Source organism: Corallococcus sp. NCSPR001, assembly GCF_017309135.1.
In the GTDB taxonomy this organism is placed as follows: Bacteria; Myxococcota; Myxococcia; order Myxococcales; family Myxococcaceae; genus Corallococcus.
The window spans coordinates 94,056-107,310 of sequence record NZ_JAFIMS010000002.1 but is presented as its reverse complement, the minus strand read 5'-3'; the positions used below and the strand labels follow the sequence as shown (position 1 = coordinate 107,310).

The 13,255-nt window shown below is 69.6% G+C and carries 15 protein-coding genes; 6 read left to right on the top strand and 9 right to left on the bottom strand.

Annotated features, from left to right (window positions below):
* Nucleotides 1-202 precede the first annotated feature (202 nt).
* Together JYJ93_RS02285 and JYJ93_RS40760 are read left to right on the top strand one after the other, a co-directional pair.
* Nucleotides 203-1,567: a Tox-REase-5 domain-containing protein gene (locus tag JYJ93_RS02285; RefSeq protein ID WP_242543630.1), complete on the top strand. Its 1,365-nt coding sequence runs from the start codon at nucleotides 203-205 to the stop codon at nucleotides 1,565-1,567.
* A gap of 12 nt (nucleotides 1,568-1,579) precedes the next feature.
* The gene (locus tag JYJ93_RS40760) at nucleotides 1,580-2,323 is read left to right on the top strand and encodes an immunity 52 family protein (RefSeq protein WP_206786243.1); all 744 of its coding nucleotides are present in this window, start codon (nucleotides 1,580-1,582) and stop codon (nucleotides 2,321-2,323) included.
* A gap of 21 nt (nucleotides 2,324-2,344) precedes the next feature.
* On the opposite strand, the gene JYJ93_RS02275 is transcribed toward JYJ93_RS40760, so the two are convergent.
* The 6 genes from JYJ93_RS02275 to JYJ93_RS02250 all read right to left on the bottom strand — a co-directional run bounded on the left by JYJ93_RS02275 (nucleotide 2,345) and on the right by JYJ93_RS02250 (nucleotide 6,601).
* Nucleotides 2,345-3,241 (bottom strand): alpha/beta hydrolase-fold protein, encoded by an 897-nt coding sequence (locus JYJ93_RS02275; protein WP_206786241.1) that lies wholly within the window; start codon nucleotides 3,239-3,241, stop codon nucleotides 2,345-2,347.
* The gene (locus JYJ93_RS02270; protein ID WP_206786239.1) at nucleotides 3,238-4,356 is read right to left on the bottom strand and encodes an FtsW/RodA/SpoVE family cell cycle protein; all 1,119 of its coding nucleotides are present in this window, start codon (nucleotides 4,354-4,356) and stop codon (nucleotides 3,238-3,240) included. The genes JYJ93_RS02275 and JYJ93_RS02270 overlap by 4 nt, the downstream gene beginning before the upstream one ends.
* Complete coding sequence (locus JYJ93_RS02265; RefSeq protein ID WP_206786237.1) at nucleotides 4,353-4,664, bottom strand: PadR family transcriptional regulator; 312 nt, start codon at nucleotides 4,662-4,664, stop codon at nucleotides 4,353-4,355. Before JYJ93_RS02265 ends, JYJ93_RS02270 begins: the two co-directional genes overlap by 4 nt.
* A gap of 98 nt (nucleotides 4,665-4,762) precedes the next feature.
* Entirely contained in the window at nucleotides 4,763-5,374 is a 612-nt protein-coding gene (locus JYJ93_RS02260) for an isochorismatase family cysteine hydrolase (RefSeq protein ID WP_206786235.1), read from the bottom strand.
* A gap of 61 nt (nucleotides 5,375-5,435) precedes the next feature.
* Nucleotides 5,436-6,068: an SCO family protein gene (locus JYJ93_RS02255; protein WP_206786234.1), complete on the bottom strand. Its 633-nt coding sequence runs from the start codon at nucleotides 6,066-6,068 to the stop codon at nucleotides 5,436-5,438.
* Nucleotides 6,065-6,601 carry a hypothetical protein gene (locus JYJ93_RS02250; protein WP_206786232.1) on the bottom strand — a complete coding sequence of 179 codons (537 nt, stop codon included), beginning with the start codon at nucleotides 6,599-6,601 and terminating at the stop codon, nucleotides 6,065-6,067. The genes JYJ93_RS02255 and JYJ93_RS02250 overlap by 4 nt, the downstream gene beginning before the upstream one ends.
* A gap of 89 nt (nucleotides 6,602-6,690) precedes the next feature.
* Here JYJ93_RS02250 and JYJ93_RS02245 point away from each other — a divergent pair, with 89 nt between their 5' ends.
* Nucleotides 6,691-7,074, top strand: a complete 384-nt coding sequence (locus tag JYJ93_RS02245; protein WP_347402691.1) for a FixH family protein — start codon at nucleotides 6,691-6,693, stop codon at nucleotides 7,072-7,074.
* A 16-nt stretch (nucleotides 7,075-7,090) separates the two neighbouring features.
* On the opposite strand, the gene JYJ93_RS02240 is transcribed toward JYJ93_RS02245, so the two are convergent.
* Nucleotides 7,091-7,546, bottom strand: coding sequence for a hypothetical protein (locus JYJ93_RS02240; RefSeq protein ID WP_206786228.1), 456 nt, complete (start codon nucleotides 7,544-7,546; stop codon nucleotides 7,091-7,093).
* Nucleotides 7,547-7,695: 149 nt separating this feature from the next.
* On the opposite strand from JYJ93_RS02240, the gene JYJ93_RS02235 reads away from it, so the two are divergent.
* Entirely contained in the window at nucleotides 7,696-8,517 is an 822-nt protein-coding gene (locus tag JYJ93_RS02235) for a class III extradiol ring-cleavage dioxygenase (RefSeq protein ID WP_206786227.1), read from the top strand.
* 2 nt (nucleotides 8,518-8,519) lie between these two features.
* Here JYJ93_RS02235 and JYJ93_RS02230 read toward each other — a convergent pair whose 3' ends face one another.
* Nucleotides 8,520-9,218, bottom strand: a complete 699-nt coding sequence (locus tag JYJ93_RS02230) for a type 1 glutamine amidotransferase domain-containing protein (RefSeq protein WP_347402711.1) — start codon at nucleotides 9,216-9,218, stop codon at nucleotides 8,520-8,522.
* A gap of 121 nt (nucleotides 9,219-9,339) precedes the next feature.
* Here JYJ93_RS02230 and JYJ93_RS02225 point away from each other — a divergent pair, with 121 nt between their 5' ends.
* Together JYJ93_RS02225 and JYJ93_RS02220 are read left to right on the top strand one after the other, a co-directional pair.
* On the top strand, nucleotides 9,340-10,245 hold the full coding sequence (locus JYJ93_RS02225; protein ID WP_206786222.1) for a LysR family transcriptional regulator: 906 nt from the start codon (nucleotides 9,340-9,342) through the stop codon (nucleotides 10,243-10,245).
* 144 nt (nucleotides 10,246-10,389) lie between these two features.
* Entirely contained in the window at nucleotides 10,390-10,923 is a 534-nt protein-coding gene (locus tag JYJ93_RS02220; protein WP_206786220.1) for a hypothetical protein, read from the top strand.
* Here JYJ93_RS02220 and JYJ93_RS02215 read toward each other — a convergent pair whose 3' ends face one another.
* On the bottom strand, nucleotides 10,924-13,167 hold the full coding sequence (locus JYJ93_RS02215) for a lamin tail domain-containing protein (RefSeq protein ID WP_242543627.1): 2,244 nt from the start codon (nucleotides 13,165-13,167) through the stop codon (nucleotides 10,924-10,926). It abuts the gene before it with no gap.
* Nucleotides 13,168-13,255: the final 88 nt, after the last annotated feature.

Below are 13,255 nucleotides of genomic sequence, written 5' to 3'. Positions count from 1 at the left end.
GTGCGCTTCGGTGTCGCCCACGTCTCGCGGAGACCTGAGCCTGAGCTACACGCAGCCTCCAGCCCCAGCGCGGGCTCAATCGCCGCGCGAGAATGTGTCCTCCGCTCGGACCTCGCCGCGAACCTCCCTTGCGGCTTCAGGGGAGCGGATGGCACGCCGCCGGAATCTGCGGGAGGACACAGCGGGCGAGGACTCGCGAGCAATGGTTGGGGCCGTGGGCGGCAGCCTCGCTCACCCTGACGCGAGGGAAGACGCCTGGGAGAAGCTACTGACGGACGCGGGGCTGGAGGCGCGGGACGAAAGCCCCGTGGGAGGCGTGCTGACGCCCGCGCAAGCCGCGCGTCTGATGGATGTGTTGTTGGGCAAGCCCGTCACGTTGAGCACCTTCCCACCTCGGATGGCCGCGGGCTTCATCCTGCGCGAGGTGATGGAGAGAGGCGAAGTCACGCGGCAGGAGCTGCTGCGGTGGGTGGAGCGCTTCTCCCGGGAGCAGGTCGCGGTGCTACGCCCGGATGGCTATCTGGCATGGGCCCTCACCGGGCGCACGCAACAGAAGGTGGCCCCCGTCGAGTGGAAGGATGGAGCCTTCCGTGCGCATGGCTTCGAGCTGGGCTGCTTCTACAGCGGCAAGGGCGGTGTCTTCCGCGCCGTGGACGCGCGGCTCCAGGCCTCGGATTGGCGGCCCCTGGCCGAGGTGTACGACGACGCGGACGTCCTCAGCCGCACCCTGGATGGCGCGGAAGATGCGTTCGTGGAGTTGTACCACGCGTTGGGCCAATTGCTGACGCGTCCCGTGGACAGCATCGCGGGACTGAGCAACCTGCCAGCGAGCGTGGCAGCACTCATCGCGTCCTCGCCCATGTACTGGGAGCGCTTCCAGTCCATGACCCGTGGCGAGCAGATCCGCGAGGTGTCGCGGCTGACGACGGGCCTGCTCATCACCGGGGGCGCGGCGTCGGCCACGACGCGGACGCTGAAGGGCATGGCGCTGGGCGCGGAAGCCACGGTGCCGGTGCTCTCGCTGTCAGCGGAGGGCGCGCTGGCGTTGGAGCGCGTCGCGGTGCCAGCAGGGCGCGTGGCGTCGATGGTGAGCGGAGGGCCCGGAGCGGCCATCATCCTCCAGCGGGCGAACACTGCCTCGAAGGGAGGAGCACCTTCCCAGGGCCCGGGGCAGTGGGGGCCGGCGAAGGAGTCCATGAAGCCGCCCGCTCGGCGCTATCAGGAGCAGATCACGGGACACTCCGCCGATGATGCCTACTGGGTCGGAGGCATGAGCACGCAGGCTGGCGGCGTGAAGTTCGACGGCTTCAAGAACGGCGTGCTGCTGGAAGCCAAGGGACCCGGCTACGCGAAGTTTTTCGATGGGCTGGAGCCCAAGGAGTGGTTCCGGAACTCCGGAGCACAGGGTCTCATTGACCAGGCCCAGCGACAGAGCGACAAGGTACGGGGTCTGGGCATCCCCATCGAGTGGCACGTCTCGGAGAAGCATGCCGCGAATGCCATTCGGAAGCTGCTTGCGGACGCGGAAGTCAAAGGAATCAAGGTCATCCACACCCCGGCGCTCTGAGGAGAGAACATCGTGACTGGTAAGTCCGAGCCTGAGACCTACCCTGAAACCTACAATGCTGGCGCCTACTGGGGCCCGCGTAAGGAGTCACCCGAGGAGTGTGCTCGGCGAACGGTAACCTTCCTCAACCTCCTGGCTTCGTGCGACCCCCTTCTGGCTCAATGGTACAAGCCCGCCAAGTCACGCAAGGACGCGCGCAATGCGCCCCTCATGCCGCCGGATGTGCCCACCTTGACCGAGCTGTTTCGGCGAGGCGTCAACCGCGAGAAGGGAGGGCCGGCCATCGAGCAACTGGGATTTCGCTTCTCCTTCGACAACGGTGGCCGCAGTGATGATTACGCGAGTCTGCGCATCAATGGCGGCATGTACTCAGAAGCCGTTTCCAACCACTGCGTCCTTTCCCTGCCATCAAAAGGGCCGAATGCGGGCCGGTTGCTCACGACGCCAGTGCTAACGGACGTTGTGCGCAGCATGGTGTCTTCTTGGGAGCCGGATTGGGCGTTGGCAAGCTCCAGCGCCTACAGGATGCAGTACCCGGAGCCCGACTCGTCCCCCTTTTCCTTGGGCTGGATCACGTACCTCTCACTTCGCTTGGGCACAGTGCCGCCACTGCCCGCCCCCGTGCGCATCGAGCCCGTGGAGGACAAGGGCACCCTGATCATCCTCACCCCCGAGCGCTTCACCGTGGCCAACCCCGAGCACATCGCGCTGGCGCGGCGGGTGCGCGAACTGTTGGCCCGAGCGGGGCTCATGTAATCCGCGTCACTCCACGGACTGTCATTTCACGAGGAAGTCGGCCAGCGAAGCCACGTCGGACGCGCAGTGGCCGCCATAGAGCGGATGCCACTCGGTCCTGACGCCACGCTGACGGGCGAGGTGGGCGAGGCGCTCGGTGCCTTCGTAGTTGCCGTAGGCATCGTAGAGGCCGCAGGAGAGATAGAGCTCCGGATGGTCCGGCCCCGCTTGCGCGACCAGGTGCAGGGGCGAGACGCGGCGCCACTCGGCTTCGTCGGCCACGTACTTGCGCGCCATCAACCAGACCCCGAACACGATCTTGGGATCTGCCCCCGTGCGCTCCATCGAGGCCCTGATCGTGTCGAAGGAGGAGAACGGGGTGTCGGTGTAGACGCCCGGACAGAGCGCCGCGACCTTCGCGAACTGCTCCGGATGGGAGAGGCCCGCGACCAGGACATTGAGCCCACCCATCGATTCTCCCAACAGCATCCGCCGCCGGGGGCGTCCGACCTTCGCCTCGATCGCAGGCAGACGTGACATGAAGTCATCGAGCAGTCCGCTGTCCTCCTGCTTGCCCTTCGGCGTCAGGAGCCAGGTCGAGCCGTAGGAGACCGTGACAACCGTGGGCGGGAGGACTCCGGCGGCCTGCCATTGCGCCTGCAGCATGCCCGTGAAGTAGGTGTCGTCGTTCCAGACCGTCTCGTCGAGATTGCGCCCGTGGTGGTGATACACGATGTCGCCGTTGGTGCCCCCGGCGGCCGTGTTGATGCAGTAGCGCAGGGGGCCCTGCGCGTCGCACTGCTGACTCGCGGGCGTGAACGAAGCCCTCTGGTCGCCTCGGCTGCGCGTGAGCCGCGTCCACGTGAACCAGAGCCCGAGGGCAAGCAGTACAACCGGCAGCAGGTATCGAACCCGCCGTCCAGGACGAGGCAGGGTCATGGCCGGGCGAGCGCGAGCCTGGAGTGGAGGTCGTGCGAATCCAGCGGCGTGTCGGGCGGAGCGGTCGCCGGGCCGACCCGCGAGCTCACCGGCCTCGGCAGGGTCGCGAGGCTCAGGACATAGCCGAGGATCGCGCTGCCGCCGTAGCCCACGACCGGAGTCGGATGATGGCCAAACGCGGCGGCGAGGGTCGCCGTAAGCCAGGCAGCCCCGAAGGCGAGGGAGGTCGCGCGGCTGTCCTCGTCAAGGGACCCACCGATGAGCACAGGGACGAGCAGCAGGGCCGAGCCGGCCACGACAGCCAGCCCGGCAAGGACATGGACCTGGAAGGACGAAAAGAGGACCTGGTCGACGAAGGGCGCGGCGGGGAGCGCGTCGGGCCGCAGCAGCGTCACCCCGAGCGCCAGGAGGCTGACCGTGAAGGCCAGGGACGCCGGCCGGTCCGCGCGCGTCGCCGCGACGGTCGCCAGCGCCGCTGTCATCATGGCCGCCATCGCACGGTCGGGCTGGAGCGCCATGGCCAGCGCGGCAACGGCGATCCCCATCGTCGCAAGCGGGGTCCGCGTCCGGGAGAACCCGGCGAGCATGAGCGGCAGGAGGACCAGGCTCGGTTGCACGCTCACGCCGCCGAGCCTGACCCAGCGAACTGCACCCTCGACGCGGAGGCCGGCGAATGCGGTGGCGAGCAGCAGAAGCGAGAGGCCGAAGATCAGGGCCCCGGACACGCGCCCACCCGCCTCCGGGATGCGGCTGACGAGGGCCAACAGGACAAGACCGATGACGAGCGCGCCCGCGTTGACGCCGAGGTAGCTGACAGGCGCGCCGGCAAGCGTCATGTAGACGAGCCCCATGGCGACCGCGCCGGCCGCGCAGAGCGCACCGACGGCACGCGGGCTGTGCAACGCGCCGAAGGGCTGCATCAGGAGCATTCCAATGGCACGCGGCGCCAATCCACGGACGCTCCCGAGCGCGAACGACAGGGCCTCGGTGTCATCGGGGATCTCCGCGAGCTCATGGCGGATGGCCAGCCCCCAGTCACGCAGCTGGGGTGGCAGGATGGACTGCAGGGCGCGGCACAGCAGGTCCGCCATGCGCCGTTGGACGCGGACGCTCATGTCGGCACCTCGCGAAGGCCGGAGCGGGCAGCCACCTTGCGGTCTGGCGGATTGTCGCGCGCGAGCTGGACCCCGGTCTGGGTCAGGCGATAGGCGTGCCTTGGCGGCCGCCCGCCCTCCGTCGGTTGCTGCCACTCGGCTTCGAGATAGCCCTGGGCTTCGAGGCGGATCAGCAGCGGGTAGAGCGTGCCCGACTTCACGTCCGCGGTGCGGCACAGCTCATACCCGTGCGACCAGCCCGCGCCCGCATCCAACAGTGCGGCAAGAACGGCGCGGGCGTGATTCGACAGTGCGCGGGTTCGTGGCATGGCTCTAAATCTACCTATGTAGATTTAAAGTCAAGGCCTCCTGAGCGCGGAAGAAAGCGGGCCCGTCCTGTGCGGCGAGCCCGCTGCCTTCCGTCGCGTCAGCGGACGTTCAGGTTCACGATGGCGTTGGTGCCCATGACGGCGCCGAAGGTGTCGGCGATGGTCACGAGCGCGGACTTGTGCAGCACATCATGGGGAATGATGCCGCCGCCGGGCACATCGATGTCCCGGGTGGCCGAGGCGTCGTCCGCCACGATGACGTTGTAGCCGAGGGGGACCGCATCCCGCGCCGCGCCGGACACGCAGGCGTGGGTCATCAGGCCGGAGATGATCAGCGTCTTGATCCGGGAGATTTGAAGCTCGTGATGGAGCTCCGTGCCCTGGAACACGCTGATCTGGTTCTTCTTCACGACCTTGTGGTGGGAGGCCGGCTGGAGGTCCTTGTGGCAGAAGACCGTCGCGCTGTCGTGGGCGAAGACGGGGGCGCCGGACGGGCTCACGTGCCACACGTGGAAGACCGGCAGCTTGTTCCGATCCGCGAAGGCGATGAGCTTCTTGGCGTTGTTCAGCGCGCGCATCCCATCCGGAATGGGCAGCTTTCCGCTGAAGTACTCCTCCTGGAAGTCGATCACCAGCAACGCGGTGCTGAAGGGGTCAAGCGAGTCCGGGGCGGATGCGCCGAGGATGGTGCGGATCGTAGGGTGCGACACTCTGTTCTCCGGGTCGGGGATGAACGGCCGCATGAGTCTATATTTCCTGAATTACCAGTTGTCACTCCGGGGCCCGAGCCAGCAGCGCGGCGTCCCGGAGCAGGGCTTCCAATCCCCCCTCGCCCTCGGTGACGCGGTAGTAGCCGCGCAGCTGTCCCCGGGCGTCCACGAGGACGAAGTGCTCTCCGTGGAAGACGCTGAAGAAGTCATCTTCGCCCGCGTCGGCGTCGCGGCCCATCATCACCCGGAAGCCCTCCAGGACGGTGGTCTCCACCTGGTCCAGCGGGCCCGTCAGCAGCGTCCAGTTTGACGTGTCGATGCGGTGGTCGCGCGCATAGGCGGTCAGCCGCTCCGGCGTGTCATGGCGCGGGTCCACGCTGAACGAGGCGAAGCGCACGTCCAATCCCTGCTCCCGGGCCTGCCGCTGCACCTTCAGCATCTTCTCCGTGAGCAGCGGGCACACGGTGGGGCAGCGGGTGAAGAAGAAGTCCGCGACGTAGAGGTGGCCCCGCATGTCGGCGTCGGAGAAGGGGCGCCCCGTCTGGGCGGTCAGCTCGAAGCGCGGGAGCGGCCCGTACTGGGGAAGGCTCTCCGCGGCGACCCGCGCGCGTTCACGTTGAACGCGAGGCCACGCCGTGAACAGCAACGCGATGACCAGGGCTCCGGCGAGCACGAAGAGGAATGGGGTCTTCATAGAGGGGGGCAGGAGCGCAGACAGCGCGCGTCCGTGATGACGCGTTCGGAGTTGGATGCGGCCTGACTCGAGTCGTAGACGCCCCGGACCTGGAGGCGTTGATCCGCCAATAACAGGAGGCGTCCGCTGTCCCGCAGCGGCTGCCAATCCGGGTGGAGCACCGTGGAGTCGCGCGACGTCGCGATGACGACCTGGAGCGGGACGCCGTCGGCCTCCAGCCGTTCCTGGACCTGTCGCAGGAAGGGGAGGGGAACCAACGCGAACTGGAGCAGGGTCAGCTGTCCCTGAAGCTGCTGGGACTCCAGCGGCTGGCCTCGCGCATCACGAAGAGTGAGCGCGGGCAGCGGGCCATACACGGGCGGCGGTACCTCCAGCTCCCACGAGGCGTTCGCAGGGGGTGCCTCCGACCAGGCGAAGTCCAGCACCATCACGAGCGCCGCGCAGGCCAGCGCGGACACGGTCAGCCCCGTGGCTCCCAGCACCACGAACAGCCACGAACGGGGCTGCGCGGAAGTGGATGGAAGGGCGGACATGATGGCGCACCCTCGCGCATCCGGACCTCGTGCGCGATGCGACACCTTGTCGCAGAACCCGGGCCCGCCTCTTCCGCTACACGGCAGGGATGATCAAGGCACTGCTGATGGGAATGCTGTTGCTGGGCGCGACGCCCTCTCCCGTGGGAACAGGAACCAGCGCATCCAGCCGGCTCCGCGTCGAGGTCCTCTCCTCGATGACACCGCTCCGAAGGGGCGTTCAGACATTCCAGGTGCGAGTCACCGACGCCGCGTCGGGAAAGCCGGTGCCCGGTGTCGTGCTGTCCGTCCAGCCCTGGATGCCCGCCATGGGCCACGGCATCTCCGAAGTTCCCCGAGTCACCGCGCGAGAGCCCGGGACCTTCGAGGTCTCCGACACGGACCTCTTCATGCCCGGCGTCTGGGAGCTGCGCTTCACGCTGAAGGGAACCGTGGACGACTCCGCGACCGTGACCCTCAAGCTGGGGCGATAGGCGTGCGGCGAGGGAATCAGGGCTTGAGCGCCGCGGAGGCCGTCTCGCGCGGCATCAGGCCGCTGAACTCGTAGAGGAACGCGCCGTTCTCCGTGACGTCCACGGTGCAGGCGCCCGCGCGGGAGAGCGCCTCGAGCACCTCCTTGGCTTCGGTGAAGGAGAGGTGCGTGCCCGCCGCCACCTCGGCGATGGTGACGCGGCCGCCGTGTCCCTGCGCGCAGGCGAGCACGGCCCGTTCGACATCACGGGAGTCCATCGAGGGCCGCACCGCGACAGGCGCATCCCTCGACCCGGGGGGCAGCTTCGCGCGCCGCGCGGAGCGCACGAGTGCCAGGCCTGCGAGGACGAAGACGGCGCCGATGATGAACCCCGCGACCGTGTTCTCCGCGGTGCCGCTGATCAGCTTGTCGATCTCGATGCCAATGCCGATGACGCCGAACGCGGCGAGCGCCCAGCCGATGATGCTCTTCATGCCACCCCCATCTCGACGGGACCGCACCTCCGTCCCCCGCGCCGGTTCATAGCAGAAGCCGCCGTGTCTCAAGGCGCTGGGCTGCTGAACTCCGAGTGCGTTGGCGCGCCAGTCCCGCCGTGGAGTTGAATGGCACCGAGAGGCCCCACATGCCGACCGACACGTCCCATCCCTCCTCGCGCCTGCCCGTCGTCTTCATCCCGCACGGCGGAGGCCCCTGGCCCTTCGTGGACCTGGGCCTTCCGAAAGCGGAGGTCCAGGCGCTCGCGGACTCCCTGCGCCAGGTGGGCCCGCGGCTCGCGACGCCGCCGAAGGCGCTGCTCGTCATCTCCGCCCACTGGGAGGAGCCCGTGGCCACGGTGATGACGTCCGCCGCGCCCCCCATCCTGTATGACTATTACGGCTTCCCGCCGGAGTCGTACCGCATCTCCTGGCCGGCCCCGGGCAACCCACGGCTCGCCGCGCGCGTGCGCGAGCTGCTCGCCTCGGCGGGCATCGCCACGTCGGAGGACCCGGCGCGCGGCTACGACCACGGCACCTTCATCCCGCTGAAGCTGATGTACCCGGAGGCGGACATCCCCTGCGTCCAGCTCTCGCTGAAGCAGGGGCTGGACCCCTCGGAGCACCTGGCCATGGGCCGGGCGCTCGCGCCGCTGCGCGACGAGGGCGTGTTCATCATCGGCAGCGGGATGACGTTCCACAACCTGCGCGCCTTCGGAGACCCTCGCGCCCACGAGGTCTCCGCGAAGTTCGACGCGTGGGTCCAGGACGCCGCGACCTCTCCCGCGGCCGAGCGTGACGCGAAGCTCACGCAGTGGCTGCAGGCCCCTTACGCGCGGCTCGCCCATCCTCGCGAGGAGCACCTGCTCCCCTTGATGGTCGTCGCCGGTGCCGCCGGGGGTGACCGGGGCACCACCTCGTGGTCCGGCTCCATGATGGGGACGCGCATCTCCGGCTTCCAGTTCGGCTGACCTCAGCCCTTGGGGGCCGGGGCCTGCTTCTTCTCGGCCAGGACCTTCAGGACCTCCTTCGCCGTGGCGGCCGAGGACGCCGGGTTCTGTCCCGTCACGAGCCGCCCGTCGCGCACCGTGAAGCTCTTCCACAACGGGCCGGACTCGTAGCGCGCGCCCAGCTCCCGCATCCGGGTCTCCAGCGGGAAGGGGACGATGGCGTCGAACTTCGCCGCCTGCTCCTCCGCGTTGCTGAAGGCCGCCACGCGCTTGCCCGCCACCAGCGGCTTGCCGTCCGGTCCCTTCACGCCCACCAGCGCCGCCGGGCCGTGGCAGACCGCCGCCACCACCGCGCCCCGCGCGTAGCCCGCGGACAGCAGTTGATGCGCCGGCGCGTGCTGGGCCAGGTCCCACATCACGCCGTGCCCGCCCACCACGAAGTACGCGTCGTAGGTGTCCTTCACCTGGGCGAGCACCTTCGTGTTCGCCAGCTTCTTCGTCGCCTCGGCGTCCGCGAGGAAGGCGCGCGTGTCCTCCGTCTGCTCCTTCTCGCTGCGCGGATCCACGGGCGCCTTGCCTCCCAGCGGCGACGCGATGTCCACCTGCGCGCCAGCCCTGGTGAACTGCTCGTACGGCGCGGCCAGCTCCTCCAACCAGAAGCCCGTCTTCTCCCCGGTGTTCCCGAACTGCGAGTGGCTGGTGACGATGAGCAGCACCTTCACGGCGGTGATCGCTTCCATGGGACGTCCTCCTTCGAGCCCCACTCCCTGGGGGCGATGGGCGATGAGATACGTCCCGGCCGTCCCCAAGAAAACCGAGAGCCACTTCACATAAACTGAAGCCATGCTTGGCAATCACGAAGCGCTCTGGACGCTGTGGGAGGTCAGCCGGGCGGGCACGCACGCGGCCGCGGCCACGCGCCTGGGCATCACCGCCTCCGCCGTGGGCCAGCAGCTCAAGGCCCTGGAGCGGCACGTGGGCGTGGCGCTGTTCGAACGCGTGGGGCGCCGGGCCCGGCTCACTCCGGCGGGCGCCGCCCTCGTCGCGCGGCTGGGAGAACACCTGCCCGCGGTGGACGCGGCGCTGGAGGCGGCCTCCGAGGCCCAGCGCGCCGTGCGCGGCGAGGTGTCCCTGGGCGGTCCCTGGCCCTTCTTCCGGTACTGGCTCCGCCCCCGTCTGCCGGGCCTGCTGGCGCGCCACCCGGAGCTGCGGCTGGACGTGCGCTTCGACGTGCCCAGCCGCGTGTCACGGCTGTTGCTGGACGGAGCGTTGGACCTGGGCATCGTCGGGCTGTTGCCGGACGCTCCGGGCCTGGAGGTCCGTGCGGTGGCCCAGGAGGAGTTCGTCGCCATCGGCGCGCCCGCGTACCTGAAGCGCTGGGGGACGCCGCGCGGGGCACGCGACTTCGGTTCGCACCGGTTCATCGCCTTCGACGCGGACCTGGCCATGCTGGCGCCTTGGTGGCGCGCCGCCTTTGGACCCAGGGAACCCCTGCCCGCGCAGGTGGTGTGCCGCGTCGCGAACCTGGATGAGATGCTGGCCCTGGTGGAGGCGGGCGCGGGGCTGGCGGTGTTGCCCGACTACCTGGTGGCGCCCGCCGTGCGTGAGAAGCGGGTCGTGACGCTCACGCCGGAGCCGGGCCGGCGCTCCGCGCGGCGGCCTCGGGGAACGCTCTATGTCGCGTGGCGCAGGGCCGCGGCACCCACGGCCCGCTTCCTCGCGGTGCGCGACTGGCTCCTGGCCGGATAGGCAGCCAGGCCCAGGCCGCTACGGTCGTGGTTCCTGGTGGGGCAGGGTGTCCCCATCTTTACCGGGGGAGAGTGGGCCCGCGCGCCATGGAGGGGACTCCGTTGGGATGTGGGCTCCTTCGCACGACGCGGGAGGACGTGGCCAATGCGAAGAACGCGCGGGACGGCGAGCCTGCTGATGCTGGGCCTGATGGGACTCGGGGGACTGTCGGCGTGCAAGGGCGGTGAGCCGGGCGCGGACGCCCCTTCCGCGAAGCACCGCGAGGGACGTTCGGAGGTGCTGCGCGGGCTGATGGCCTCCAAGGAGGCCGTGGACCCCAAGGCCCTGAAGACCGCGGGCTCGGAGGTGAAGGGCGAACCCGCTCCGGCTCCAGAGGGAACAGGCGGCTCCGGTCAGCAGACGCGGCCCATGGGCTGGGCCGCGGGCCGGGTGTCCTGGGTGGGCGACGACGAGCTGCTCTTCGTGGACGGCCATGGCCAGGAGCAGGAGGTCCTGGTGGACGAGGCCACGCGGTTCAAGCGCGCCGACGAGAACGTGCAGCTGCACGACCTGTCCGAAGGTGACGAGATCCGCGTCACCTACGAGGACCATGGCCAGGAGTGGATCGCCCGGGACGTGGAGGCCGTGCCCGTGGTCAGGGAGCCCGGGCCCGACCCCCAGTCCCCGCCGCTGCGTTGACTAGAACGCGCCTCCATCCGCGCGCCGGCCCGGCGAGGACTGCAGCCCGGGCGTCAGCGTGGTGTGCAGCACGAAGCCCGCGTCCGGCGACAGGTCCGGGGAGCGGTTGATGGACACCGCGTCCACGGTGCTGAAGTACTCCACGCGGTCCACGACGCCGCCGTCCGGGAGCTTGAGCTGCACGGTGTCCGAACCGTTGTTGAGCGCCAGCGTCCCACTGGAGGCCGCGACGGTGTCGGGCGTGCCGGCCGGGAAGCCCGCGGGTCCACCGAAGACGACCAGGGGCCGGCCCGGTTGCAGCACCGTGCCCGCGGCGAAGACGTGCTGCGGGTTCAGGGCGTCCCACAGGGTCCAGCCGGACAGGTCCATGGGGGCGGTGCCCGTGTTGTAGAGCTCCACGAACTCGTGCGCGGTGCCGCCGGGGAGCGCGGGCTCGTTGGCGAGCACCTCGTTGATGATCACCCGGGGCGCCGTGCGCGTGAACCACATGCGGCCGGGGACCATGTCGAAGCGCGACGCGTTGGCCGTGTCCACCACGCGCACGCGCACCAGGTCGCTCTCCACGTCGGGCACGGTCCACGTGAAGGTGCCCGCGCTCGCGCTCACGGAGGGGGCCACGACGTTCCAGAGGTCGCCGCCGTCGTAGGTGGCCTCGATGCGCACGGTGCTCACGCCCGCCGAGCGCCACGTGAGCGTCAGCGGGGTGCCCACGATGAACGTGCCGCCCAGGGGCGCGGTGACGCGCACGCGCGGACCGGGAACGCCGCTCAGGTCGTAGCGGGTGAGGACGGGGTAGTGGTCGCTGACGGTGCGCGCGTAGTCAGGAATCGTCGCGTCGGGCCGGAGCACCTGGACGCCGCCGGGCACCGCGTCCACGGCGACCTCGTCGGTGACGAGCGTGTGGTCGATGACTTCGTTGTACTCCGTGGTGGTGCGGATGGTGGCGTCGGTCAGCACCTTCGTGAGGAAGGTGTAGTGCGTGGGGTCGTCCAGGAAGTTCTGGTAGGGCGTGGGCAGCGCGACGCCGTTCTGCGTGGAGATGGAATGGTCCAGGTCATCGTTCCAGTCCCCGATGACGAGCACGCGCGCCTCGGGCAGCCACTGGTCCAGGTAGCTCTTGAGGGCGGTCGAGGAGCGCTGGCGCTGGCCATAGGACGTCATGTCCTCGAAGGCCTTCATGTGCGTGACGATGACGACCAGCGGCGCGTCCTCGCCGTGGATGCGGGTGGTGAAGTCCACGCGCAGCGGCGGGCGTCCGCCGAAGTCGGCGGCCTGCGCGGTGAGGATGACCTGGGCGCTGCGGTAGGTGAGCGAGTTGTCGTAGAGGATGCCGGGCTTCTGCTCGCCCGCGGAGTACTGCGACGCGCCGCTGAGGACGTAGGTGGTGTTGTTGGCGAGGAAGCCCCTGTAGCCGCCGGGCAACCCCGCCATGAGCGTGTTGAAGTCCACGGTGTCCACCATCTCCACCAGGCCCCAGACATGGGCCCCCGCGTCGCGGATGACGCTCGTCGCTCCCGCGATCTGGAGGTCGTCGGTCACGCCGCCGTCGGAGGTGGAGTTGGCCGGTCCCTGGTTGGGCGCGCCGAACCACTCCAGGTTCCAGTGGCCCACGGTGAACAGCGAGAGGACCGGCTGCACGATCACGATCAGCCGCGCGGACGCGGTCTGGCCGTCCGCGTCGCGCACGGTGGCGGTGAAGACCGTCGAGCCCGCGGCGGTGGGGGTGCCGGACAGGGCGCCGTCGGTGGAGAGGGTGAGCCCCGCGGCCAGCGTCCCGGTGAAGCTCCAGGTGAGCGGCGCGCGCCCGCCGGAGGCGGTGAGGTTGAAGGCATAGGGCTGTCCCACGCGCCCATCACCGAGCCCCAGCGACGTCACGGTCAGCTCCGCGATGCTGCCTGCATCCGGCGCTCCAGCATCGGGGGACACTCCGCCATCGGAAGGCACACCGCCGTCACCCGACGGGCCGCCATCACCCGAGGAGCCGCCGTCACCCGAGGAGCCGCCGTCACCCGATGATCCGCCGTCATCGGATGATCCGCCGTCACCCGACGCGCCGCCATCCTCGGACGTACCCGCGTCGCCGGACACGCCACCGTCGTCGGGTGTACCGCCACCGTCGGTGGGCACTCCGCTGTCGGTGGACACGCCACTGTCGGACGGCACGACCGGCGTCGGCGGCGTGGATCCGGGACACGCGGTGAGCAGAAGGGCGACGAGGGGCGCGACGATTCGAGGAAGAGCCATGGATGCCATCCGGTCCGGACGCCGGAAGGGACGCATGGCCTGTCGCGATGACGGGCGGTGCATCCCCCTGCCTCCAAGAGTGACACAT

What these genes read in the sequence shown, in the direction of transcription:
- JYJ93_RS02285 (WP_242543630.1), top strand. Translation starts at nt 203, where the DNA reads ATGGTTGGGGCCGTGGGCGGCAGCCTCGCTCACCCTGACGCGAGGGAA.
- JYJ93_RS02275 (WP_206786241.1), bottom strand. Translation starts at nt 3,241, where the DNA reads ATGACCCTGCCTCGTCCTGGACGGCGGGTTCGATACCTGCTGCCGGTT.
- JYJ93_RS02270 (WP_206786239.1), bottom strand. Translation starts at nt 4,356, where the DNA reads ATGAGCGTCCGCGTCCAACGGCGCATGGCGGACCTGCTGTGCCGCGCC.
- JYJ93_RS02265 (WP_206786237.1), bottom strand. Translation starts at nt 4,664, where the DNA reads ATGCCACGAACCCGCGCACTGTCGAATCACGCCCGCGCCGTTCTTGCC.
- JYJ93_RS02255 (WP_206786234.1), bottom strand. Translation starts at nt 6,068, where the DNA reads ATGAAGACCCCATTCCTCTTCGTGCTCGCCGGAGCCCTGGTCATCGCG.
- JYJ93_RS02250 (WP_206786232.1), bottom strand. Translation starts at nt 6,601, where the DNA reads ATGTCCGCCCTTCCATCCACTTCCGCGCAGCCCCGTTCGTGGCTGTTC.
- JYJ93_RS02245 (WP_347402691.1), top strand. Translation starts at nt 6,691, where the DNA reads ATGATCAAGGCACTGCTGATGGGAATGCTGTTGCTGGGCGCGACGCCC.
- JYJ93_RS02240 (WP_206786228.1), bottom strand. Translation starts at nt 7,546, where the DNA reads ATGAAGAGCATCATCGGCTGGGCGCTCGCCGCGTTCGGCGTCATCGGC.
- JYJ93_RS02235 (WP_206786227.1), top strand. Translation starts at nt 7,696, where the DNA reads ATGCCGACCGACACGTCCCATCCCTCCTCGCGCCTGCCCGTCGTCTTC.
- JYJ93_RS02225 (WP_206786222.1), top strand. Translation starts at nt 9,340, where the DNA reads ATGCTTGGCAATCACGAAGCGCTCTGGACGCTGTGGGAGGTCAGCCGG.
- JYJ93_RS02220 (WP_206786220.1), top strand. Translation starts at nt 10,390, where the DNA reads ATGCGAAGAACGCGCGGGACGGCGAGCCTGCTGATGCTGGGCCTGATG.
- JYJ93_RS02215 (WP_242543627.1), bottom strand. Translation starts at nt 13,167, where the DNA reads ATGGCTCTTCCTCGAATCGTCGCGCCCCTCGTCGCCCTTCTGCTCACC.